The organism is Burkholderia sp. JPY481 (genome assembly GCF_038900515.1).
GTDB classification, from domain to species: domain Bacteria; phylum Pseudomonadota; class Gammaproteobacteria; order Burkholderiales; family Burkholderiaceae; genus Paraburkholderia; species Paraburkholderia youngii.
The window spans coordinates 673,494-695,111 of record NZ_JAYMRT010000002.1 but is presented as its reverse complement, the minus strand read 5'-3'; the positions used below and the strand labels follow the sequence as shown (position 1 = coordinate 695,111).

The 21,618-nt window shown below is 59.3% G+C and carries 22 protein-coding genes; 7 read left to right on the top strand and 15 right to left on the bottom strand.

Annotated features, from left to right (window positions below):
- Window positions 1–119: 119 nt before the first annotated feature.
- The 13 genes from VSR82_RS08660 to VSR82_RS08600 all read right to left on the bottom strand — a co-directional run bounded on the left by VSR82_RS08660 (window position 120) and on the right by VSR82_RS08600 (window position 13,293).
- Window positions 120–314 carry a hypothetical protein gene (locus VSR82_RS08660; RefSeq protein ID WP_087738133.1) on the bottom strand — a complete coding sequence of 65 codons (195 nt, stop codon included), beginning with the start codon at window positions 312–314 and terminating at the stop codon, window positions 120–122.
- Window positions 311–826, bottom strand: coding sequence for a hypothetical protein (locus VSR82_RS08655; protein WP_429455994.1), 516 nt, complete (start codon window positions 824–826; stop codon window positions 311–313). The genes VSR82_RS08660 and VSR82_RS08655 overlap by 4 nt, the downstream gene beginning before the upstream one ends.
- A 67-nt stretch (window positions 827–893) precedes the next feature.
- Window positions 894–2,066 (bottom strand): mandelate racemase/muconate lactonizing enzyme family protein, encoded by a 1,173-nt coding sequence (locus VSR82_RS08650; protein WP_429455995.1) that lies wholly within the window; start codon window positions 2,064–2,066, stop codon window positions 894–896.
- Window positions 2,067–2,135: 69 nt separating this feature from the next.
- Complete coding sequence (locus VSR82_RS08645; RefSeq protein WP_429455996.1) at window positions 2,136–3,476, bottom strand: MFS transporter; 1,341 nt, start codon at window positions 3,474–3,476, stop codon at window positions 2,136–2,138.
- 38 nt (window positions 3,477–3,514) lie between these two features.
- Window positions 3,515–5,095 (bottom strand): FAD-dependent oxidoreductase, encoded by a 1,581-nt coding sequence (locus VSR82_RS08640; protein ID WP_429455997.1) that lies wholly within the window; start codon window positions 5,093–5,095, stop codon window positions 3,515–3,517.
- A gap of 35 nt (window positions 5,096–5,130) precedes the next feature.
- A complete protein-coding gene (locus VSR82_RS08635) occupies window positions 5,131–6,189 on the bottom strand; it encodes a Rieske 2Fe-2S domain-containing protein (RefSeq protein WP_368585477.1) in 1,059 nt (352 codons plus the stop codon).
- Window positions 6,190–6,430: 241 nt separating this feature from the next.
- Window positions 6,431–7,276, bottom strand: a complete 846-nt coding sequence (locus VSR82_RS08630) for an amidohydrolase family protein (protein WP_429455999.1) — start codon at window positions 7,274–7,276, stop codon at window positions 6,431–6,433.
- Between the two features lie 46 nt (window positions 7,277–7,322).
- On the bottom strand, window positions 7,323–8,426 hold the full coding sequence (locus tag VSR82_RS08625) for a zinc-dependent alcohol dehydrogenase (RefSeq protein WP_368585475.1): 1,104 nt from the start codon (window positions 8,424–8,426) through the stop codon (window positions 7,323–7,325).
- A gap of 26 nt (window positions 8,427–8,452) precedes the next feature.
- Complete coding sequence (locus VSR82_RS08620) at window positions 8,453–9,247, bottom strand: amidohydrolase family protein (protein ID WP_429456000.1); 795 nt, start codon at window positions 9,245–9,247, stop codon at window positions 8,453–8,455.
- A 7-nt stretch (window positions 9,248–9,254) separates the two neighbouring features.
- On the bottom strand, window positions 9,255–10,508 hold the full coding sequence (locus tag VSR82_RS08615) for a Rieske 2Fe-2S domain-containing protein (protein ID WP_429456001.1): 1,254 nt from the start codon (window positions 10,506–10,508) through the stop codon (window positions 9,255–9,257).
- 59 nt (window positions 10,509–10,567) lie between these two features.
- Window positions 10,568–10,873, bottom strand: a complete 306-nt coding sequence (locus tag VSR82_RS08610; RefSeq protein ID WP_368585472.1) for a hypothetical protein — start codon at window positions 10,871–10,873, stop codon at window positions 10,568–10,570.
- A gap of 9 nt (window positions 10,874–10,882) precedes the next feature.
- A complete protein-coding gene (locus tag VSR82_RS08605) occupies window positions 10,883–12,067 on the bottom strand; it encodes an acyl-CoA dehydrogenase family protein (RefSeq protein WP_429456002.1) in 1,185 nt (394 codons plus the stop codon).
- Window positions 12,068–12,150: 83 nt separating this feature from the next.
- Window positions 12,151–13,293 carry a WD40/YVTN/BNR-like repeat-containing protein gene (locus tag VSR82_RS08600; RefSeq protein ID WP_429456003.1) on the bottom strand — a complete coding sequence of 381 codons (1,143 nt, stop codon included), beginning with the start codon at window positions 13,291–13,293 and terminating at the stop codon, window positions 12,151–12,153.
- Between the two features lie 273 nt (window positions 13,294–13,566).
- Between VSR82_RS08600 and VSR82_RS08595 the strand changes: the two genes are divergently transcribed.
- The 7 genes from VSR82_RS08595 to VSR82_RS08565 all read left to right on the top strand — a co-directional run bounded on the left by VSR82_RS08595 (window position 13,567) and on the right by VSR82_RS08565 (window position 19,301).
- The gene (locus tag VSR82_RS08595) at window positions 13,567–14,526 is read left to right on the top strand and encodes a PDR/VanB family oxidoreductase (RefSeq protein ID WP_410853194.1); all 960 of its coding nucleotides are present in this window, start codon (window positions 13,567–13,569) and stop codon (window positions 14,524–14,526) included.
- 58 nt (window positions 14,527–14,584) lie between these two features.
- Window positions 14,585–15,598 (top strand): amidohydrolase family protein, encoded by a 1,014-nt coding sequence (locus VSR82_RS08590; protein WP_368585469.1) that lies wholly within the window; start codon window positions 14,585–14,587, stop codon window positions 15,596–15,598.
- Between the two features lie 28 nt (window positions 15,599–15,626).
- On the top strand, window positions 15,627–16,631 hold the full coding sequence (locus VSR82_RS08585; protein WP_368585468.1) for a DODA-type extradiol aromatic ring-opening family dioxygenase: 1,005 nt from the start codon (window positions 15,627–15,629) through the stop codon (window positions 16,629–16,631).
- Between the two features lie 14 nt (window positions 16,632–16,645).
- Entirely contained in the window at window positions 16,646–17,308 is a 663-nt protein-coding gene (locus VSR82_RS08580) for an RraA family protein (protein ID WP_498857628.1), read from the top strand.
- 2 nt (window positions 17,309–17,310) lie between these two features.
- Window positions 17,311–17,988 carry an RraA family protein gene (locus VSR82_RS08575; RefSeq protein ID WP_176106756.1) on the top strand — a complete coding sequence of 226 codons (678 nt, stop codon included), beginning with the start codon at window positions 17,311–17,313 and terminating at the stop codon, window positions 17,986–17,988.
- Entirely contained in the window at window positions 17,985–18,656 is a 672-nt protein-coding gene (locus VSR82_RS08570; RefSeq protein WP_429456005.1) for a 4-carboxy-4-hydroxy-2-oxoadipate aldolase/oxaloacetate decarboxylase, read from the top strand. The genes VSR82_RS08575 and VSR82_RS08570 overlap by 4 nt, the downstream gene beginning before the upstream one ends.
- 99 nt (window positions 18,657–18,755) lie before the next feature.
- A complete protein-coding gene (locus VSR82_RS08565) occupies window positions 18,756–19,301 on the top strand; it encodes a flavin reductase family protein (protein WP_246391938.1) in 546 nt (181 codons plus the stop codon).
- 106 nt (window positions 19,302–19,407) lie between these two features.
- On the opposite strand, the gene VSR82_RS08560 is transcribed toward VSR82_RS08565, so the two are convergent.
- Together VSR82_RS08560 and VSR82_RS08555 are read right to left on the bottom strand one after the other, a co-directional pair.
- A complete protein-coding gene (locus tag VSR82_RS08560) occupies window positions 19,408–20,109 on the bottom strand; it encodes a GntR family transcriptional regulator (RefSeq protein ID WP_368585465.1) in 702 nt (233 codons plus the stop codon).
- 525 nt (window positions 20,110–20,634) lie between these two features.
- A complete protein-coding gene (locus VSR82_RS08555) occupies window positions 20,635–21,342 on the bottom strand; it encodes a dienelactone hydrolase family protein (protein WP_368585464.1) in 708 nt (235 codons plus the stop codon).
- Window positions 21,343–21,618 lie beyond the last annotated feature (276 nt).

Below are 21,618 nucleotides of genomic sequence, written 5' to 3'. Positions count from 1 at the left end.
GGGAAGGGTATTTCCGTAAAGGTTCTTGCAGTACAACGTTGAAATATGGTGCCGCGGAAATTGCAATACGACAGGATATCTCAAAGGTGATGGAAACTTCCCATCACCTAAGAGCCATTTTAAACGATGCCTTTACGGCGATCGCGAATCAGTACAGTAATGACGCAGATCCACGGAATTGCCAGACCAAACATGTCACGCGCGCGCAGAGGACGATATTCCGTGTAACCCAATCCCGTCGATCCGAAGAAGACCCAGCACGTCATGACCAGACACAGGGCGAGACCGATATAAAGGTTCCGGTTGCTCTTCATTGCAGTTCTCCCGATCCGACGATATCACTGCTCGGTTCAGATGTTTTCTTGAACTTGAGAGACTCTTTCCAGACATCGACCTTGAACCCTTCCCATAATGCCAGAGGCGTGAGTTTTGGCTTAAATACCGAAGCCGTGTAGCCGCTGTAGGCCAAAATCAATAGACCATTCATCAGCAGTTGATTCGGGCCCGAGAACAATTGACGCGGAGTCGCAACGATGAAGGTATTGATCCAGAAAATCGAAACCGAAGTCGGGAACTCGAAAATCGCAGCGAGCAGCACGAAACGGTTGCTCAGCATCAGGATACCGAGCACGCATTCCATATACTTGACGACCGGGAACATGTGAATCGCATCCAGCGCTTGCACGTATGCACCTCCGGTGCCCGGAATGAATGGAACCCATCCGGTGGAGATATAACGGAAACCCGACCACAGCAAATCGGCTCCGAAATATATCCTGAGCCAAAGGACAGCGTACTTCCACGGCGGCGAATTAATACCTTGCATCAGATGTCTCCGTTGTTGGCTTTAGTTTCGCAACGCGGCGGAATCGAGTCAGCCGCTGAATGCCCGTTTACACCTGAACGACCCGATGGGCTGCGCCCGGCGTGATGATTTTGTTCAGTAGCTTTTCATCGACCTCGAATCCGAAGCCCGGGCCTTCGCTCGGATATGCGCGACCCTGAGCAAACCGCTGACCGCCGATTGCCAGATCTTCGCCCGCCGGAATCTCGTCGCTGTTGAATACCGAATGCACCGCCAGCGGCCCCATGCTTTCGCTCATGAACTGGCACGCCCACTGATCCGAGACCATCAAATGCGTGCTTGGTCCCGACTCGATACCGCCGCCAATCAAGGTGGAGCAGAACACGGGGATGTCGTAGATCCGGCATGCGGCCAGGAATCGTTGTGCCTTCAGCAGACCGCCCACTTTTTGAATCTTCAGAATCACGCCGTCAGCCGAGCGGCGTTCGGCGATCTCGCGCAGGTCGCCGAGTTCCTGCGCGCCCTCGTCCGCGTAAATCGGTGTGTTCACGCGCTCGCGGAGTTTGGACATGCTGTCGCGGTACTGATGCGCGAGCGGCTGCTCCATAAACGCGAGGTTGTATTCGTCCAGACGACGCACCGTTTTCAGGGCCTGCTCGTAATTCCACGACCCATTTGCGTCCAGCGTGATCATCGCGTCCGGGCCGAGTGCCTTGCGCACTTCACGGGCCGTCGCCACATCGTTGTCGAACGTATGGCGTCCAACCTTGAGTTTGAAGGCCGAGAAACCTGCCTCCCGAACCTGGACCGCTGCCTCTGCCACTTTTTCCGGATCGCCGGCCGAGAGAACCCAACCCAACGGTACCGACTCGCGAGTGCGGCCACCCAGAAGATCGTAAACCGGCCGACCGAGTGCCTTCCCCTTCAGGTCGTGCAACGCGCAATCGACGAGCGCTTTCGCCTGATTATTGTCGCGTGCGAGCTGACCCATCATGCCGACGATTTTTTCGATATTGCACGGATCTTCGCCGAGCAGGATTCGCGGAGCGAAAATATCGGAAATCATCGCCGCCATCGAGGCCTGGCTTTCGCCGCGATACCACGACGAAGTGTCGCCAGATTCAGCGACGCCCACCAAACCGTTATCGGCGTAAATACGCACCACGAGCGTATTCAGACAGGTGATCGTGACGTTCGGAAGCTTCAGTGGCTTCTTAAGCGGCATTGAAACCGGAACGCACTCAACGCGGGTAATTTTCACTGGATTGACCCTGTAGGAACTCGAGAGAGGAGTGCCCACACCGCACACTCCTGAATCAGATATCAGATATCAGCTATTCGCCGCCGCACGGCGCAGCGCACCACAGACACGGATCAACAGAATGACTGCCACTGCAACCGAGATCACATAGCAAATGACGAAGGAAGCGCCGAGTGCATTCGGACCCGAGAACAGTTTGGCAACGAGCGCAACGACGGTGGGCCCGAGTGCCAGACCGAGCAGGTTCGTGATCAGGTAGTAGACCGCCGTCAGTTTGCCCATCATGTTGCCCGGCGTGAAGTTGGCCATCGTTGCGCCGCCAGCTACCGCGAACATCGAGAACATGAACGTCTGCACGAAATAAGCGATCAGGCCGACATTCATCGAGTGGATCAGCGGGAAGCATGCGGTGACGATTGCAGCGATAGCCGTCGTGACAGCGGCGACGCGAACCGGTGCGTCGATCATGCCGCGTTCACGCAACCAGTCAGCGATACGACCCAGGATCAACAGGCCAGCAGGCGACGCCAACAGTGCCACACCCCCCAACGCCTTACCGATCTCCGGACGCGGGATATTCAGCGTGCGCGCGATGATTTCCGGCAGCCAGGCCATTTGCGAACCAACCGCAATGCCGTACAAGCAGATTGCAACCCAGAGTTGAACGTAGACGGCCTTGTTGGCCCACGCGAAACAAAGCGCTTCACGATACGTGACTCCACTGCCTGCGTTGACGTCGCGGCGTGCCGGCTCACGTACGAGCCACAGAAGCACGGCGAACGGAATGCCGATAAGTCCGGGCACCAGCAGCACGAAATGCCATGGTTTGAGGCCGCCAACCAGCGGCAGGCCCGCAAATGCACCCGCCGATGCGGCTTTCAGCAGAAAGCCGCCGAGCCCGAGAGCCAGACCGGTGCCGAGAAGCGGTCCGATGTTGTAAATGCCGAACGCGAGGCTGCGGCGTTGCGGCGGAAACGCATCGCGAATCATTGACGCGGCGCCAGGCGACAGCGCGGCCTCGCCAACACCGAGACCCACGCGCGTCACGAACAACTGGACATATGTCTGACTCAAACCGCACAGAACCTGGACGGCGGACCATGCCATGATCGCGCCACCGAGCAGGCGCCGGCGCTCGTACTTGTCGACCAGCGCACCCATGGGAATGCCAAGCACGCTGTACAGCAGCATGAATGAGAGCCCGAGAAGCCAACTGACTTCGAGGTCGGAAATTCCGAGGTCTTCCTTGATCGGTCCGACGACGAGGGAAATCGCACCCCGATCGATGAAGGAGATCACGTAGGTCGCCGTCAAAATGACGAGCATCCACCATGCTCCCTTCGACGTTTTCGAATCCGAAGCGGCTTCGGCGGGTGCGAACGTCGCTCGCACCTGTGCGGTCTCACTCATTGTTCTCTGTCTCCTGGTTTAGTTTTCCGTGCAATCAATCAGCGAATCTTCCGATCCTCGCTATCGGAAAGTGCGGTCTTCGCCGCTGTCATGCCTGATACGATGAACTCCGCAATATCGCCCATCGAGTTGTAAAACGGGCCCCACAAAGATCCGCACTCCCCAACTGCATAGAGACCGGGAATCGGCTTGTCCTGATGATCGAGAACACGTTGCCCCGCATCATGTTTCGGTCCACCATGGGTATTGAGGTACGTCGGCAGCATGGGTCCGATCGCGTAGTAGGGTCCCTCGTCGTTGAGCGGCACCAGGAACGTCTCACGTCCGAACTCGGGATCCGCATTCAGACGGCACTGCTCGTTATAGCGCTCGACGGTCTCACGAAGTGCGTGGGGATCGAGGTGACCTGCCTTGGTCACGCCGGGGATTTCCGGCCATTGGCACTTCAACGCCAGTTCTTCGAGCGTATCGGCCTTGGTGATCAGACCTTCTTCGAGTTCCTTGAGGTTGTCCTGGCTCCACGGCGGCACGCGCGAATTCAGCGTGGTCATCGCCGCGCCTCCGGCCCGAACCTTTTCGTCGAAGATGTGGAATGCCGGCACGTTGGTGAATTCCGGAATGCCCGGCGTCGTTGCCAGCCACGCGTCGCGATTCGCCAACCCGTGTTGAACGACCGACGTGTCGATCGTTTCGTTGTGGAAGCGCTTCGCCTGCCGGTTCACCCACAGCAGACTGCCGCCGTCCTTGAACGCGCCCGACTTGTAACCGAAGCCTGCAACCTTGTTAAGGTCGTAGGTGACGTAAACGTAGCCTTCCTTAGTCTTGATGCCCATGTTGAGCGGGCCTGCCACGGCGTTCATGTGCCACAGCTGGGCACCGACTTCCTGCGCCATGCGGATGCCGTCGCCGGTCAGATTCGGGCTACCCAGGAAATAGATCGGGCATGCGGTGAGGAACTGCTTGCACATGGCCTCGTTCGCTTCGAAGCCACCGCTGGCCAGCACCGTCGCCTTGCGACCGCGAATCGTGATCGTCGTGCCATCTTCGCGCTCGGCTTCGACACCGAGAATCGCGCGCGTCACCGGATGCTGAATCAGACGCGTGACCCGCGTGCTGTACTTGACACGCGCACCCGCCTTCTCTGCTTGAGCCGAGATCGCGTTATAGAGACCTGCACCGCCCGGTGCGGCCACGACGCTCATGCCCTTGATGCTCTCGGCACCCGGAGCGCCCGCGAACTCGGGAAAGAAACCCGGGGCCGAGAACGGCTGCGGGTTGTCTTTGAGCGGCAATTCCAGTTTGTGCTGGAACGCGGGTATGTCTTTGAGACTTGCAACGAAATGACGAAGAACGCTCTCCTCGGTCTGGCCTGCACACAACCAGTTCAGATACTTGAAAGACTCTTCTTCATCGACGGAGGTCATGATCAGACCACCCGCCACACAGACCGAGTTGCCGCCCCCCTGCGCACCCTTTTCGAGGATGAGCACGTCAGCGCCCTGTTCGGCGGCAGCGAACGCGAACGTTGCGCCCGCACCGCCATAGCCGACCACGACCATATCGGCCTGTTCATCCCATCGGGGCTCGGTCCAGTTCACTTCCATCTTTTCGTTATCCATCGTTTCTCTAAACATACCGGCGCGGGTTGAGCTACTTAGGCTGCAGGAGCTGCTGCCTGCTCGGCTTCTTCCTTCGTGCGAAGGCCGTCATAGATCTCGTTGTAACGCAGCACCGGCTGATCCATCGCCAGCATGATCATCTTGCGGCCCGGCACCTTCTTGATCATTGCCTGCTGCGCTTCGATGATTGCCTTGTCTTCGGCGAATGCTGCGTCCGCGATTCCGAATGCGTGTTCCTTCAGATCGGCGTGCCCATGATCCGGACCGAAGTTGTAGAAGAACATCGATTGCGTATCGTTGATCGGCGTAATCATCTGGCACGTGCAGCGACGGAAGATTGGTTCCTCGTTCGGCTTGCCGTCGACGAATCGATCTTGAACGCCCGGTGCGAAGGAGTTGATCTTCAGAATGAAGACGCCCGGCACGAGGAAGGTGCTGACCACGTTATCGTCGGAAGGCAGATCGAAATACGGGTTCGTCGGACGGCCCATGTGCCAACGGTCGGCGACCACGCCACGTTCGAGAACCGTCGTGCCGCGCTTGGTCTCGCCGTCCTTCTGGACCTTCAGCGACACCTTGTTGTTCGCACCGAACGTCGATTCGTGAATGAACGGTGCGTGCGACAGATCGAGCAGGTTGTCGGCCACGAGTTCGGCGTTGCCGTTCATCACGAACTTCGAGCAAACCATCGCGTACGTGTCGCTGTCCGGACCTTCGATCGGCGGAATCAGCGCGACGTCGGCCTTTGCCGGGTCGCCCATCCAGACCCACGCGGCACCGTGCTTTTCTTCGATCGGATAGCTGCGCACGCAGACCTTCGACGAGATGCGCTCCTGGCCCGGGATTTCGGTGCAGCGACCATCGGCAGCGAACTTGAGGCCGTGATACATGCAGCGCAGTTCGTCGCCTTCCTTGCGGCCAACCGTGAGCGGCGCCAATCGATGCGGGCACAGGTCTTCCAGAGCGACGAGGGTGCCGTCGTCCTTGCGATAGAGCGCCAGCGGCTCGTCCATCACGGTGAACGGGACGATGTCGGTAGCCGAGAACTCGCTCGACCAGCCAACCATGTACCAACAATTCCGAAGGAATTTCATTTGATGTCTCCTCAGAGAGAATCGAGAACGGACAAATCGAGCGTATTGCCTGACCCGTGCGGTACAGCCGACCAAAGTTGCCTCGGATCGGACCCACCGCGCTCGACCGCCGAAAGTATTCAATTGGGTATTCTTTATCTTATCTTGTAGCACCGCTCGACAAGACTCGGGGATACCCTTAAATGCGAGAAGCGGCGTCCCGCAATTTCTTATTGGAACGCCGTATTTAGGTGGGCGAATATCAGCTGAAGTACACGCGTTCGGCGGTCGTGTGCAGGACCTTCCGCTGATCCGCTTCAGAGAGCGACGACACCGCGTCCTTGGCCAACTGAACCATGTCCTTGTACTCACCCTTCGACTGCGCGATGTCCGAACCCCACATCACCCGGTCGGCGCCGAACGACCGGACAACACGCTCGACGACGGGCGCTGCCGGCAGCTCGAGTGCCTTCAGTTTGCCGAGGTTGATCATCGAGTACAGCAGATAGACGTTCGGCGAATCGACGAACGTGAGCAGCGCTTCGTCCACGCCGTAGTCCGGTGCACCCGATTCGCCGACGATGTTCGAAAAGTGGTCGAGAATGACCGGGGTGTTCGGGAATTGCTTGACGACGTCTCGAAGCGCTTCGAGCGCGCCGACGCGATTCCAGCGATAGAAGTGCAGACGCACCGAGCCGCCGAGATCCGACACGGCCGACCATGCACGCAGCGCTTCTTTCGACGCGAACCAGCTCGAGTCCGCGCCCTTGTTCGGCTCCGTCAAACGAATGCCGACCGAGCCGCGTTGGCCGACCCAGTAGCGCACGGTTTCTTCCACGTTGTCGGCCAGTGCATCGATCATGCACAGCGAACGCAGACGATCGGGATATTGCTCGGCGGAGTCCACCACATAGTCGTTGTGGAAGCCGTAGAGGTGAGCCCGCTGGACCGCGAGCGCCTTCTCGACACCATAAGCGTCGAGCAGGTCGATCAGGCGTTCGGCCGTCACCGGGTTGTCGAATGCGTTCGCTTCGAGCGTGCCGCTCAACGGCGACGGCGGATACTTCTCCACGTTAGTGGAAATCAGGTGGGCGTGACTGTCGATCATGACGTTACCTTCTCTGTAAAATTCGATATCAACAAACGGCAGGGCGTTATTTCCACGGATCAACACAGACGTGGATAGCGCCTTCGACGCCACGCCCGGCCGTCGCCAGGATCGCTTCGTGTGTCTGTGCGAGTCCGAACGTGTGCGAGCACACCTCGTCGATCGGATAGCGGCCCGAACCGATATAGCGCAGTGCGAGTTCGACGGCCGCATAGCTACGGCCACGCGGTGCGCGCACCGTCAGATAGCGTTTCTTGATCTCGCCGATCGGCACGTGTTGTTCCAGGCCGTTCAGGCTCAGGTAAGCGCCCTTCGCTGCCAGCGCGATCGCCTGCTTGACGATTTCGCCCTTGGGATCGCCCGTCGTATCGACAACGACGTCCACCCCGCGGCCCTTCGTGATACGCATCACTTCGGCTTCAAGGTCTTGCGTTTCGACATTGATCGCGTAGTCGGCGCCGAGGCGCAGCGACAGATCGAGACGAGTCTGGTCACGCGTCATACCCGCGAGAATCACCGTGTACGAGCCCGCGGCCTTTGCCGCCAGCACGCAGCCCAAACCCTGCTGGCCGGGACCGAAGACGAGCACGACCTTGCCGGGGCCTGCGCCACCGTCCAGACACGCCCACTGCACGCCGTTGCCGAACGGCACGGCCAGCGTCGCGTGGGTGGCCGGCAGGTCCTGGGGAATCTTGTGCATCACCGTGTTGAGCGGCATATGCATGTACTGCGCGTACCCGCCCCACAGATGCGGCGGCTTGTTGGCGGTGGACATACCGAATCGGTCGGTATTCAGGCGATCCTTCACGTTGAAGAAATCGACTTCCATGCACAGACGGAAATCGCCCTTCATACACCACTCGCAATTCCAGCACGGCAGGTATTCGTGGAGAGCCACGCGGTCGCCGGGCTTGACGCCCCACCGTTTAGCCGCGATTTCGCCAACCTCTTCGATCGTGCCGACGTTCTCGTGGCCCATGATCACCGGAACGTGACCTGCCTTGCGATACAACTCGGGATCGCTGCCTCCGACGCCGCTGGCTTCGATGCGCAAAATGCCGGTCTCTGGGCGCACTTGCGGATAGTCGAATTCGCGCAATTCGGTAGTCTCGACATCCGTTTTAACCGCGGCCAACACCTTCTTCGTCATGTCTGTCTCCTGCTAGTTTTTCAATCTCAGGCTTTCGAAAATACGCGCAGGGCGTTGCCGCCAAAGATCGCGTCGAGATCGTGATTCGTCAGTCCAGCGAGCGCCTGACGCGGGAGTTTCAACGCCAGACCATATCCCTCGCGTGAACTGACGACGGGAAAGTCAGAGCCCCACATCAAACGATCAGCGCCAAACGCGTCAACTGCTTCGTGTAGGAGCGTAGGATGAGCATCACCAAACGGCCGGCCCAGGTGCCATGTTTTCGGATCGCGAGGCAATAGTTCGCCAAGACCCGGCACTTTCAGCATCACATTGGGAAACGCCGCGAGTTTGAACACCTGACGGCGCAGGGCCAGCGCTTCATCCGTTGAAGCCGGTGCACTGGTGCCGCCAAGATGCTCGAGGACAATCGTCGTACCCGGCAATTTGGTGATCAATTCAATGAAGCCCGGCGCGTTGAACGTTTCAGCAGATCCCACGCAGCTCACTGGCAATCCCGAGGCCTGAACACCGCGCCAGGCCTCGGGAAGGCGACCGTCGTCAAGACATGCCGATGGTCTCAATCGAATACCGCTGGCACCAGCGCGTGCCAGCGATTCGATCGTCTTCGCAACGTCCGGGTCCTCGACATCGACCCAGGCCACGCTCGACAGACGGCCGGGAAATCGCTTAACGCATTCCTGCTGATACCGGTTGTCCGTCTGTCCAATCATCTGCGTGAGCACGGCATGACCAACACCGTATTCATTCATCTGATCGAGCAGCACCTCGACGGGCTCATACCAATGAGGCGATACGTGAGCGTGGCTATCAACGATCATGCGAACCTCAGGCCTTCAGAGCGACGGCCGGGTTGAGGGGCACTTCTTCCTTCCATGTGCGATCGTTCGGGAAGATCACCGTCGAAGCGTGAATCTGATTCCACGGAATCGTGTTCGTCAGCACGCTCGGCAGCTCGCCGCTTTGTGCGTACGCGCGTGCCGAACGAATCATCTGGCGACGCCATGCGACGACCGCGACGTCCGACGTGCCGAGGTGTTCCTTCGTGCGGTCGAGAATGCGGCCCTGCGTTTCGCTGACCGCGTGATCTTGCGTCAGGATGCCCTTGATGCCGGACATCGACGACGTCTTCATCGCCTCGCGGTCCTGCTTGTACCAGTTGTCGATGTTGAGTTCCTTGCGGAAGTTTTCATCGACCCAGTGGCCGCCTTCCTGGATGCGATATTCGATATCGACCGGCTGCGTTTCGTCGAAGAACCATTGGATGTGCCACGTCGATTCGTTGTCACGCGGAACGAAAGCGTTGGCCATGCGGCGGTTCTTGCGGACGCCGAAGCCATCGGGCGGGATCAGCGTGAAGAACGGCAGAATCACTTCCGTGACGCGGGCGTGCAGCTTGCCTTCTTCACGGAAATTGCGGACGCCGGCGTAGCGCAGACCGTACAGCGTGTATTCGACTTCGATCTTCGGACGCAAATCGCGCTCGTGCTCGTACTTCGCCGGCGCCGACCACGGCTGCTCGCGGTGAAGGACACCCGCGTGTGCCGAGTCGATCGTGCCTTCGACGGCTTGAGCGTAGTTACAGTCTTCGAGAACCTTGAACGCTGCGACCTTTTCTGCCGGGTACGACAGGAAATCGAAGTCGGGGAACTGCGGAACCTTTGCCGGGTCGCCCATGTACGTCCAGATCACGCCAGCGACCTCACGCACCGGGTAGGCGATCGCCTTGATGCGCGAGCACAGCTTCGAATCTTCCGGCTCGGTCGGGGTGTCCATGCACTGGCCATCGACGGCGAACTTCCAGCCGTGGTACAGACAACGCAGACCGCCTTCCGAGTTGTCGCCCAGCGCGAGAGAGGCACGACGGTGCGGGCACTGTTCTTCGAGCAGGCCGACCTTGCCGTCGCTGTCGCGGAACGCCACGAGATCTTCGCCGAGCAGACGCACACGCTTGGGCGCACCACCCGGCTCCTGAATTTCCGATGCGAGCAGCGCCGGAATCCAGAATTGACGAATCATGTCGCCGTTCGGGGTGCCTTTTCCTACTTGAGTCAGAACGTCGTTGTCTTCGCGGGAAAGCATGTTTGCTCCTAGTCTCTTGTATATGAATTTGCGTGGGAGACCGAAATCCCCCGACTGCCTTAAACGAGTGCGACGGCTTTTAGCAGTCGTTCGCGAGCGTCTACGGTGTTACTTTCGTTGCCGATCAGGTCGTGCGCTTCGATGATCAGATTGCGCAGCGCCACGAGGTTCTGCCCTTCGGCCGAGTTCGCGGCATTCCGTGCAGCCGCCGCGATATCGTTGTCGAGCAGGCGCCAGACTTCGTCCAGCTCGGACTCGCGATAAATCATCTGTTCGAACGTGCGCGAGTTCTCCACCCGTTCGACAATCTGACGCAGCGTTTCCGGCGAGTAATCCTCGATTGAATGAAGATCATCCACGTTCATTGCTAACTCCTATTTCTTAGGACCAGGGCCGAAGTTCGAAGGCGGCAGATCGAGTGCCTGACGTCCGTAACTCGTCAGTGCGCTGTCCCACGTGAATGCGAAGTGCTGCGCGGCCGAATTGACGTCGCGCCAGATGCGCTGGAGGTCCGACGCGTTGTAGATGCTGGTGCCGCCCGCGGCTTCGAACAGACTGTTGGCCGCGCGACGAGCCGTTTGCGCCGAATATGCCCAATCGCGGGAAATGCGCGACCATTCGAGCGGCGTCAACGACTTTGCGCTTTCGGCTGTGTCAATGCGGCGAGTGTCTTCGAGAATCAACGCATAGGCAGCGTCGAGATCCGCCGTCGCGTGTGCAAGACGTTCGATCGTTGCCGACTGCTCTGCCATCTGGTCAGCCGGCATTGCCTTCAGACGTGGCGCCAGACCTTCGGTGAACGATTTGATTGCCGCGCGTGCCATGCCCAGGGGCGCACCGATCAGCGAGAACGGCGTGACGTTATGGAACGGCATGCGGTAGATCGGAGCGCGCAGGGCATCGGCGCCTTCGACGCTGCCCGTCATCATTTCCTTCACGGACACCGAACGGTGTGCCGGGATGAACGCTTCGGCGACCTTGATCGTGCGGCTACCGGTGCCACGCAGGCCCGCGGTGTGCCAGTCATCGACGATCTGGATATCCGAGCGCGGGATCACGAAGAAGCGCGGTTCGGGCGGCCCGTCTTCGCGCTGCACGGCATTGCCGACGATGACCCACTCCACGTGATCGATACCGGAGCAGAAGCGCCCTTCACCGCTCACGAGTTTGTAGCCACCGTCGACTTCGGTAATCGTGCCGCCGAGGCGGAACACCGTGGCCGTCAGGGCGTGGCCTTTGCCCAGCACGTCTTGCTGTGCTTTCAACGGGAACAGGTTCAGCATCCAGCTGTGACCGGCGAGCACGCCGAACACCCAACCGGTCGAACCGCAAGCCGACGCGATTTCGGCCGTGACTTCGACGAGCGTCGTGAAGCCCAGCTCGGAACCACCAAACGACTTCGGCGTGATGATGTTGAAAAGACCCGACTCACGTAGTGCGTCGATGGTTTCTTTCGGCACCACGCGATCGCTTTCGGTCTGTTTGACACGTGAACGAATCACGTTGTGCAAACCGCGAGCGATAGCGAGGGCGTCCTCGTGACTAGCAATACGACTCAAGGCGTTCTCCTGTTAGGGCTTGCTGCGCCGCGCTCGAGGAACCGGCGCGCAGAATAGCTTTTTGTTTGGCTGCTGTGGCCGGGTCAGTGTTCGTTGCGGCCGTAACGACCTTCGACGTTCATGCGTTCCTTGGCATCGAGGAACCAGCGGTAGTGACCACCCTTCGAGATCGGCGGCACGTCTTCCGAGATCGCGTACCAGCTATCGCCGTCGTTCTCGGTCGCGTAAATCTCGCCCGTCGCGGTACCAGCGATGAGCATGATCCTGTCGCCCCAGTGATACAGACCCATGCCCTCGATGTTGCCGATGATTTCCTTGGGCAAACCATTACGCATATGGTCCCAGGTGACGCCACCATCGGTGCTCTTGAGAACCGTGGCATCCGCCGACTTCCGTGTACCCCAGTCACGCGGCGCGTTGCCCGGGCCACCGAGATACAGCACGTTTTCGTTGCGGGGATCGATGAACATCGCGTCGGGATAACCGATCAGGTCTTGACGCGTCATCAGGTGCACCCACGTCTCGCCTGCGTCTGCGCTGTAGTGCAGGCCTTCGCCGCCGCACATGAACATCTGCCTGGGGTTGGACGGACGAATCAGCACGCGGTGGTTGTCGTGGTAGAACTTGTCGTTTTCCGATTCGTAGCTACGCGGCTCGGTCCACGTCTTGCCGTCATCGACCGTCTTGAGCAGCGCGCCCTGTTCGATACAGATATAGAGCGTCTTCGGCTCGGCCGGATGGAACGCGATGTTCTTCACGTGCGCGATGTGCGGGGGCGGCGGGAACGTCCACTTGTCCTGGTCCGGCACCGTCATCATCTCGGGGATTTCGACCCACGTGGCACCCAGATCGTCGCTGCGATAAAGCGCGGACGGCTCCGTGCCCAGGAACAGAACGGTGCGGCCATCGCGCTCCTGCTGCGCCATCGTGTAGATATGCGTGCTTTTGAGCCCGTTGTTGGCTGGTTCCCACGTCAGCCCGAGGTCCTTGCTGACCGACAGACTGCCTTGGCCGTGTGCGCCCGCGAACAATAGACCCGCTTTCGGCACGTAGAGCAGCGCGCTCACGTGACGATCTTCCAGCGCCTTGCGCGTGAGATTCCACGGCGCATTGGCGTCGGCACGCTCGAACACGAGCATGCCTCGAATAGTGGCGACCAACAGCGTTGTTGCCGCACCCTCACCGTACGTGACGGTTCCACCGTTGGTGGTCAGAACTGCGATCATTTCTCCTCCCTAGGGGAATACCCCGTGTGATCTCGCCTGTTTTCCTCAGAAACGTAGTCGCTACAGCTTCCGCCAGACTCTGCGCCGAAGAGGCTTTGACTTTTTTCTGGTCAGGCCAAATAATATGCAAAAAAGAATTACGCGTCAAACGGCCGACGGAACTTTCGGTGCCCCGTGATTCTGACGTCAGAGGTTCTTAAACAAGGAAGCGTGATGTGTAATTCTTGCGCGCCGTTTGCGCGGTTCTCCGAGTTCTACGATTTTGGAGGTGACATGAGTGAACAACTAAATGAAGTGATGACCCTGCGTTTGACGGCGATCAACTATCTGGCCCGGAACACGCTGGCCTTCACATTCGAAGACCCCGAGGGCAACCTGCTGCCCGGGGCGGAACCGGGCGCTCACGTCGGAGTCGTTTTGCCGAACGGCCTGACCCGTCAGTACTCGCTATTGGAATACAGCAACAGCCTGACACAGCGTTCGTACGTGGTCGGCGTCAAACTCGATCCGCAGTCGCGCGGCGGTTCGCGCTATATGCACGAGACGATGCGGGTCGGCGATCTCATCCAGATCGAAGCACCTCGCAACAATTTCCCGCTCAATGAAGATGCCGGGCACACCGTCCTCGTCGCCGGCGGTATCGGGATTACACCTATTCTGTGTATGGCGCGTCGTCTGAAAGAGCTCGGACAGTCGCCGCGTATCTATTACTCGTGCCGTGAACGCGTCGACGTCGCATTCGCCGAGGAATTGAAAACCTTCGAAGGCGCGCTGGTTCACGTCGATGCCGAGGCCGGCACATTCCTCAACATCGCGGACGTCGTCAAGAAAGAACCGTCCACCGCTCACTTCTACTGCTGCGGTCCCGGCCCGATGCTCGAGGCGTTCGAAGCCGCGTGTGCGTCGCTGCCTCAGGAACAGGTTCACGTCGAATACTTCTCCGCGAAGCAGGAAGCCGCGCTCGATGGGAACTTCGTCATCGAATTGCGCAAGAGCGGAAAAACCCTGACGGTCCCGCAGGGCAAAACGATTCTCAACGTCGTGCGCGACGCGGGAATCCCCATTTCCTATTCCTGTGAAGAAGGCGTGTGCGGCGCGTGTGAAGTCCGCGTGCTCGAAGGCCAACCCGATCACCGCGATGCCATTCTGTCGGAGCCCGAAAAGGCTGCGAACAACACGATGATCATTTGCTGTTCTGGCTGTAAGGGCGACCGTCTCGTCCTCGATCTGTAAGTAGAACACCGGGCGACGACGTCGCCCTCATCTCACGTTAAGTCAAGGAGACAAGTAAGTGATTATCGATTGCCACGGTCACGTCAGCGCGCCCGCCGAACTCTGGGTCTACAAGGCACACATCCTCTCGCATCGCGGCGAACATGGTCGCAGGATGCCGGAAGTGACGGACGAAGAGATCCTGCACTACGCGAACAAGAAGGAAATGGCGCCGGTCGGCCACATCGACATGCTCGATCGCGTGGGCACGAACGTCCAGCTGCTGTCGCCGCGTCCGTTCCAGATGATGCACAGCCAGAAGCCGGGCAAACTCGTCCACTGGTTCACCGAAGAAACGAACAACATCATCTCGCGCACGGTCAAGCTGCTGCCCAAGCGCTTCATCGGTGTGGGCGGCCTGCCGCAAGTTGCGGGTGACCCGATCGAAACCGTGCTGCCGGAACTCGAACGCGGCGTGAAGGAACTCGGCTTCAAGGGCGTGCTGCTCAACCCGGATCCGTTCGAAAACAGCGGCAGCGAAGCTCCGGGGTTGGGTGAGCGCTACTGGTATCCGCTGTACGAAAAGCTGTGCGAACTGGACATTCCGGCGCATATCCACGCTACGGGTTCACACTCGGCTCGCTCGCCCTACACCGTTCACTTCATCAATGAAGAAACGATCGCGGTGTTCAACCTCGTCAATTCGAACGTGTTCAAGGACTTCCCGAAGCTGAAGATCATGATCTCGCACGGCGGCGGCTCGATCCCGTATCAGATCGGTCGCTTCCAGTCGGGTGCGGCACGCGCCGGCCGCAACTTCCTCGAAGGTATGCGCAACCTGTATTACGACACCGTGCTCTATTCGGAAGAGTCGCTGCGCCTGCTGATCAAGACCGTGGGTGCCGATCGCTGCCTGTTCGGCGCCGAGTGCCCGGGCGTCGGCTCGGCTATCAATCCGGATACGGGCCGCACGTTCGACGACATCAAGCCGTACATCCAGGGCTTCGACTGGCTGTCGCAGGAAGAGAAGGACAAGATCTTCTTCGGCAATGCTCGCGACTTCTTCAAGCTCGACCTCGCGGATTACGAATAATTCCCAGCGCCCACAGGACTCGAAAACCATGGCAAAAATCGTACTGGGAATGGGGACATCGCACGGTCCCATGCTCGTGACGCCGCCTGAAACCTGGGGCGCTCGTGTACCCGATGACCGACTGAGTAAGCATCACTTCGAGGGCCGTGAGTGGTCCTTCGATGAACTCGTCGGTTATCGGCGTGCCGAGAACCTCGGGGACCAGATCACGCTCGACGTATGGAAAGCCAGGCACGCCCAGTGTCTCGCGGCTATCGAAGAGATGGCGCGGGTTCTCGCCGAAGCGAAGCCGGACGTCGTTGTGATCGTCGGCAACGATCAGATGGAGATCTTCGATACCGACTGCATCCCCGCACTCAGCGTCATGTGTGGCCCGACGATCGTGAACAACATGATCAGCCACGCGAAACTTCAGACGATGCCCCCGGGCGTGCGTCACGCGATGCCTGGCTATATGCCGGATACCGCGAGTTACTCCGGCGTTCCCGAACTCGCGAAGCACATCATCAAGACCGCGATGAACGATCAGTTCGACGTCGCAGCCCTTCAGCGTCTGTCGGAAACCGAAACGCCGCACGCGTTCGGCTTTGTGTTCCGTCAGTTGATGAAGGATCAGGTGATCCCGACCGTGCCGGTGCTCGTCAACACGTTCTACCCGCCGAATCAACCGACCGTTGCCCGCTGCCACGCGTTCGGCCGCTCGATCGGTCGCGCTATCCAGTCGTGGGACACGGATGCACGCGTTGCCGTCATCGCCTCGGGCGGTCTGACGCACTTCGTGATCGACGAGCGCGTCGATCAGTTGGTCCTGAGCGCAATGAAGAACCATGATTTCTCGCCGGTCTTCGAACTCGATGAAGCGATCTTCCAGGCAGGCACGTCGGAAATCAAGAACTGGATTCCGGTCGCTGGCGTGATGGACGAAATCGGCTTCGACATGACGGTGGTCGATTACGTGCCGTGCTATCGCAGCGAAGCCGGCACCGGCAACGCGATGGGTTTCGTTTACTGGAAGTCGCCGGACCGGCAATAAGGATTAGCAAAGATATGAAAAGCAAAGACGAATACGTCCACCGCCTTCGGCGATTGGACTGCTGCGCCGTCTCGGATGCGCTGGACAAACTCGGTCTGAGCGGCGTCGTCAGCGGTGTGAGGCAGGCTTCGGGCACCAGCCGGATCGCAGGTCGCGTGATCACGATGAAACTCGGTGTTGGCGATCCGCCTCCGGGCCCGCCGCGTCACCTCGGGACCACCGCTATCGAACTCGGCGGCGCCGACGACGTGATCGTTGTCGAACAGCGCACGGGCGTCGAAGCCGGTTCGTGGGGCGGCATCCTCTCGTTGGGCGCCAAGGTTCGCGGCATCGCTGGCGTGATCGCCGACGGCCCGGTCCGTGATATCGACGAATCCCGCGAGATGGATCTGCCGGTGTTCGCGAACGCGTTCACCGCCCGCACTGCCCGCGGTCGCATCGTCGAGAAAGGCGTCAACGTTCCGGTCGAGGTCTTCGGTACCGCCGTCGAAGCTGGTGATTATGTGATCGCCGACAGCAGCGCCGTGATCTTCATCAGCGCCGCCAACGTTGCACGCGTGATCGAAACCGCCGAGTCGATCGTGGCGCGTGAAGCTCTGATGGCGAAGGCTGTACTGGCAGGTACCCCCATTCACGAAGTGATGGGCGGCAACTACGAATTCATGCTTAAGGATTAGTCATGTCCGAAATCGAACAAGACAAGAACGTCGCACGTGCGGCAAAACTCGAAACGGCGACGTTGAGCGACGCTCTCGATCGTCTGGGCCTCAACGGCCAGTGCAGCCGTATCAAGCCCCGTGATCCGTCCTTCCGCATGGCTGGCCGTGCATTCACGATCCTTTACGGCCCGGCTGCTTCTCCCGCAGGCACGGTCGGCGACTTCATCGACGACGTGCCGCCCGGCAGCGTGATCGTTCTCGACAACGGCGGTCGCACCGATGCCACCGTTTGGGGCGACATCCTGACTGAAATCGCACACCGTCGCGGCATTGCCGGCACGGTGATCGACGGCATCAACCGCGACGTCCATCTCTGCCTGTCGCTCGGTTATCCGGTGTTCTCCAAGGACAACTGGATGCGCACGGGCAAGGATCGCGTGCAAGTCGAAGCCACGAATGTGCCGGTCAACATCGGCGACGTACGTGTTGCCCCAGGTGACCTGCTGCGCGGTGATGCCGATGGCGTGATTTCGATTCCCAAAGAACACGAAGAGCGTGTGCTCGCCGCTGCGGAAGAAATCGACGCAGCAGAAAGAGCCATTCGTGCAGCAGTCGCGTCGGGCATGCGCCTCGACGAAGCGCGCAAGCAGTTCAAGTACCATCAATTGCAAACGCGCACCACCGGGAGCAAAGCATGACCGGTCCGCGCTTCAACCCGGCAGAGACGACACGCCTCGATATTCAACGTCCGAATGCCGAACTGATCAAGGCGGCTGGCAAACTGCCGTCTGCCACGCTGCATGAAGCGGCTGGAAAGATCGGTGCGCTGCCGGCTGCAATCCACCCTGTGGCACCGGGTTTCAAGCTGTGTGGCCCTGCTGTGACCGTCCATTCGCCGGGCGGCGACAACCTGTGGTTGCACCGGGCGATCTACGCAGCGCAGCCGGGTGATGTGCTGGTCGTATCGGTCAGCGAAGCGTATGAGCATGGGTACTGGGGCGAGATCATGTCAACGGCCTCAAAGGTTCGCGGGCTTGCAGGTCTCGTCATTAACGGGTGCGTTCGTGATCAGCGACTGCTGTCCGAGATCGGCTTCCCAGTTTTCGCCCGAGGACTCTGCATCCGCGGCACCGGAAAAGACTTTGGCGCACGTGGCTGGATCAACGCACCGATCCGACTCGACGACGTAACCGTTAATGCAGGTGACCTGATCGTCGGCGACGAAGATGGTGTCGTCTGCATTCCGCGCGAGCAAGTCGCAACCGCTATCGCAGCGTCGGAAGCACGCGAGGCCGCCGAAGCACAGCAGTTGAAACGGCTAGAGGCCGGCGAAAGCACGCTCAGTATCTTTGGCTGGGACCAGTAACCAGCTGAGAGGTGCGAGTCTCTCTCACGGGCGGCCGTCTTTGGGACGCCACCCGTGTTTCTTTTAGTGTCACCAAATTTTGATGACCTGGGGGCGCAATTGAGCATCGAAGAATCTGAATTTAGGCGCGCCATGCGCAGTCTCACCGGGCACGTATGTTTGATTACCACCGGTTCTGACGCTGACGGTCCACTCGCTGGCATGACAGCAACCGCCGTGACCTCGGTGAGTGCGGCGCCCCCTATCCTGCTCGTCTGCATCAATCGCGCGAATTCGTCGTTGGCACACGTGCAGGCGACCGGTCATTTCGTCGTCAATGTGCTAGCGCGCAGCGAGCAGGAATTGGCACAACGATTTTCTCGCCCGATCTCGCCTGAGGAGAAATTCCAGGCAGGCACATGGAATCGCATTAGGACCGGCGCCCCGGCGTTGGCCACGGCCATGGTGAATTTCGATTGCAGCGTCGAACGTATCGTCGAAATCGGCACGCATGCCGTAATTTTTGGCCACGTGCTGGGAACCGCCATTAATACGGACGCAAAGACGCCGCTACTGTATTCGCAGGGTTCTTACGGTGAATTTCAAACCAATAAGGCCGTCGATTTCCACGACATGCTTTGGATCTCGAACTGGGGCTCCGACTAATTTAGCAATTCGGCAGGCGTCTTCAAGTCGGCGTCGAACGACAAACACGTTGCGCGAAACGGGCTGTAGATGAAAAAAGGGGCACCGTGGGTGCCCCTTCTATCATTCAGGTCTCTCTGGCCGCAAGCACCGCCATCAATCCGCTCAAAACAATTGATCGGCCCTTTTCGTAGGTCGCGAGCAGCAAGTCCTTATCCTTACTCTGCAACGCCTTCACCAACCGCGCCTCGATATTCGCATTGCGGTGCTCAGGGTTCGCAGAGATATCCGCGGCCAATGCGCGATAGCGATCGGTCAATCGCATCAATCGCAGCACTTCGCGCTTAAGGACCTTGTTCGGTGACAGATCGAAAATCATGTCGTGGAATGCGCGGTGCTGCTCGATCCAGCCTTCGCGATTACCCGCACCGAGCAAATGCTCCAGATCCGCGAGCATTGCCTTGAGTTGCTTCATCTGCGCAGGCGTCGGCCATTCGATGGTCATCAGCAATTCGGCTTCGAGCAGTTGCCGCATCCGATATAGTTGCCGTGCCTCGTCGCTCGACAGTTGGGCGACAAAGAACCCACGATTCGGATCGTGTTCAATGATGCCTTCAGCGGCCAGCAGTTTCAGCGCCTCACGCACGGGCACTCGGCTAATTCCGAAGCGCTCGGCAAGATCGGACTGTCGTAGTTGGAAGCCGGGCGCAAGCACTCCCCGGTTGATCAGTTTGCGCGTCTCTGCCGCCACCTGAGCCGGGAAATCACTGCCGTCCAGTTCCTGAAGTTCGCCGGAAGTCACTCGGCCTAGCATCGCAATCGTATTCATTTTCGTATTATATCTCAGAATATCCCGACGCAACCGTCAACGACACGTCGTGGCCGGCCCTTGGCCACGGACGCCCGCCGCCCTGCGTGTTGCCTCGGACTCGCGAATTTCGCTTGAATATTAGGTAGGTACTTAACTGTATTAGCGGCTGCGCGACCGGTCAGACAATGTCAGCGAAGATGTCGCCCGTTCCCCACGAGAGGAATGACGCTTTCAGGTCCAGAACAGCGAAATGAACTGACACCCGTCTGCCGAGTTAAGTGCTGCTGTCCACAACTTAACCGAGGATTCCAATACCGTTTAGCATTTTATGTTGGCTTTGCTTTCAAATGCAATTCTAGATAGACGCATCCGATAAGGAACACTATGTTTGCGCAAAATCAGGCAGTCCACATCCGCCAGCTTGGCAACGCCATTCAGCACGCAGGGTTTGAAGCGCACCTCGCAAACCCGGTACAGGCTGCATAAGAAAACGGCCGCGCTGCAAATAAACAGCGCGGCCGTCCACTTCCGCCATTCACTAACTCATTTCCACAGCGTGCGGCCAAAGAACGTCAGCGTACGATCCCAGGCCTGTTGTGCCCAGACCGGATCGTATTGCGTCCTCGCAATGCGGCCCGATCCAACCGCCGTTTCGTTCGCGAACGCGTGACGCGCCAGATAACGATGAAACTCGATGTCGACCTTCGCGTCGGTGAGTTTCTTTTCGAGCGCGTCGACGGTATCGGCGGCGAAGAACTCGTCCTGCGTACCCCAGTGGCCCATCACCGGAACCTTGATCTTCGACGCATCGATATAGTCGAGCGGCGGGAAGCCATACCAGACGACGCCGGCCGCCAATTCGGGCACGTTGCACAGCGCGAGGAACGTCAACGCGCCGCCCATGCAATAGCCGGTCACGCCGACCTTCGCAGCGTGCTGCTGCAGATACTGGACCGCGCCGCGCACGTCCTGCGTTGCGGCATCGCCGAAATCGAGGCCGCTCATCAGATGGTGCGCCTCGTCCTCTTCGACCGTCGACTTGCCGCGATACAGATCGGGCACGAGCGCGAAGTAGCCGGCTTTCGCGAGGCGATCGGCGACGCCGCGAATCTGGTCGTTCAATCCCCACCATTCCTGGATCACGACGATCGCGGGCGCGCCCGCGGTTTTTTCCGGCTTCGCGAGATAGCCCTGTAGCTGCTTGCCGTCGGGACGGTTGAACGTGATCATCGAACCTGCGTGTTGGGTCATCGGTCGCTCCTCGAGTAGACGAAACCGCTAGCATAGCGCCACTACCCCGTTTCCTGTTCTATCGGAACCGTGTCAGCGCGCGGGAGTGCTCCGGTTGAATCTGCGCATTATGTAAATCCAACCATACGACGTTAAACATCCGGAAAACCTCATTAACCCATTCGCCGAAGTGCGGTTCCACAAAGTCGATTGGCGACGCTATACTCCACGCCATGCTTTCTGGATCGGCATTCGAACGAAGAGCAATCAGCGGAACGCGCTCTCAATCTTCTCGCG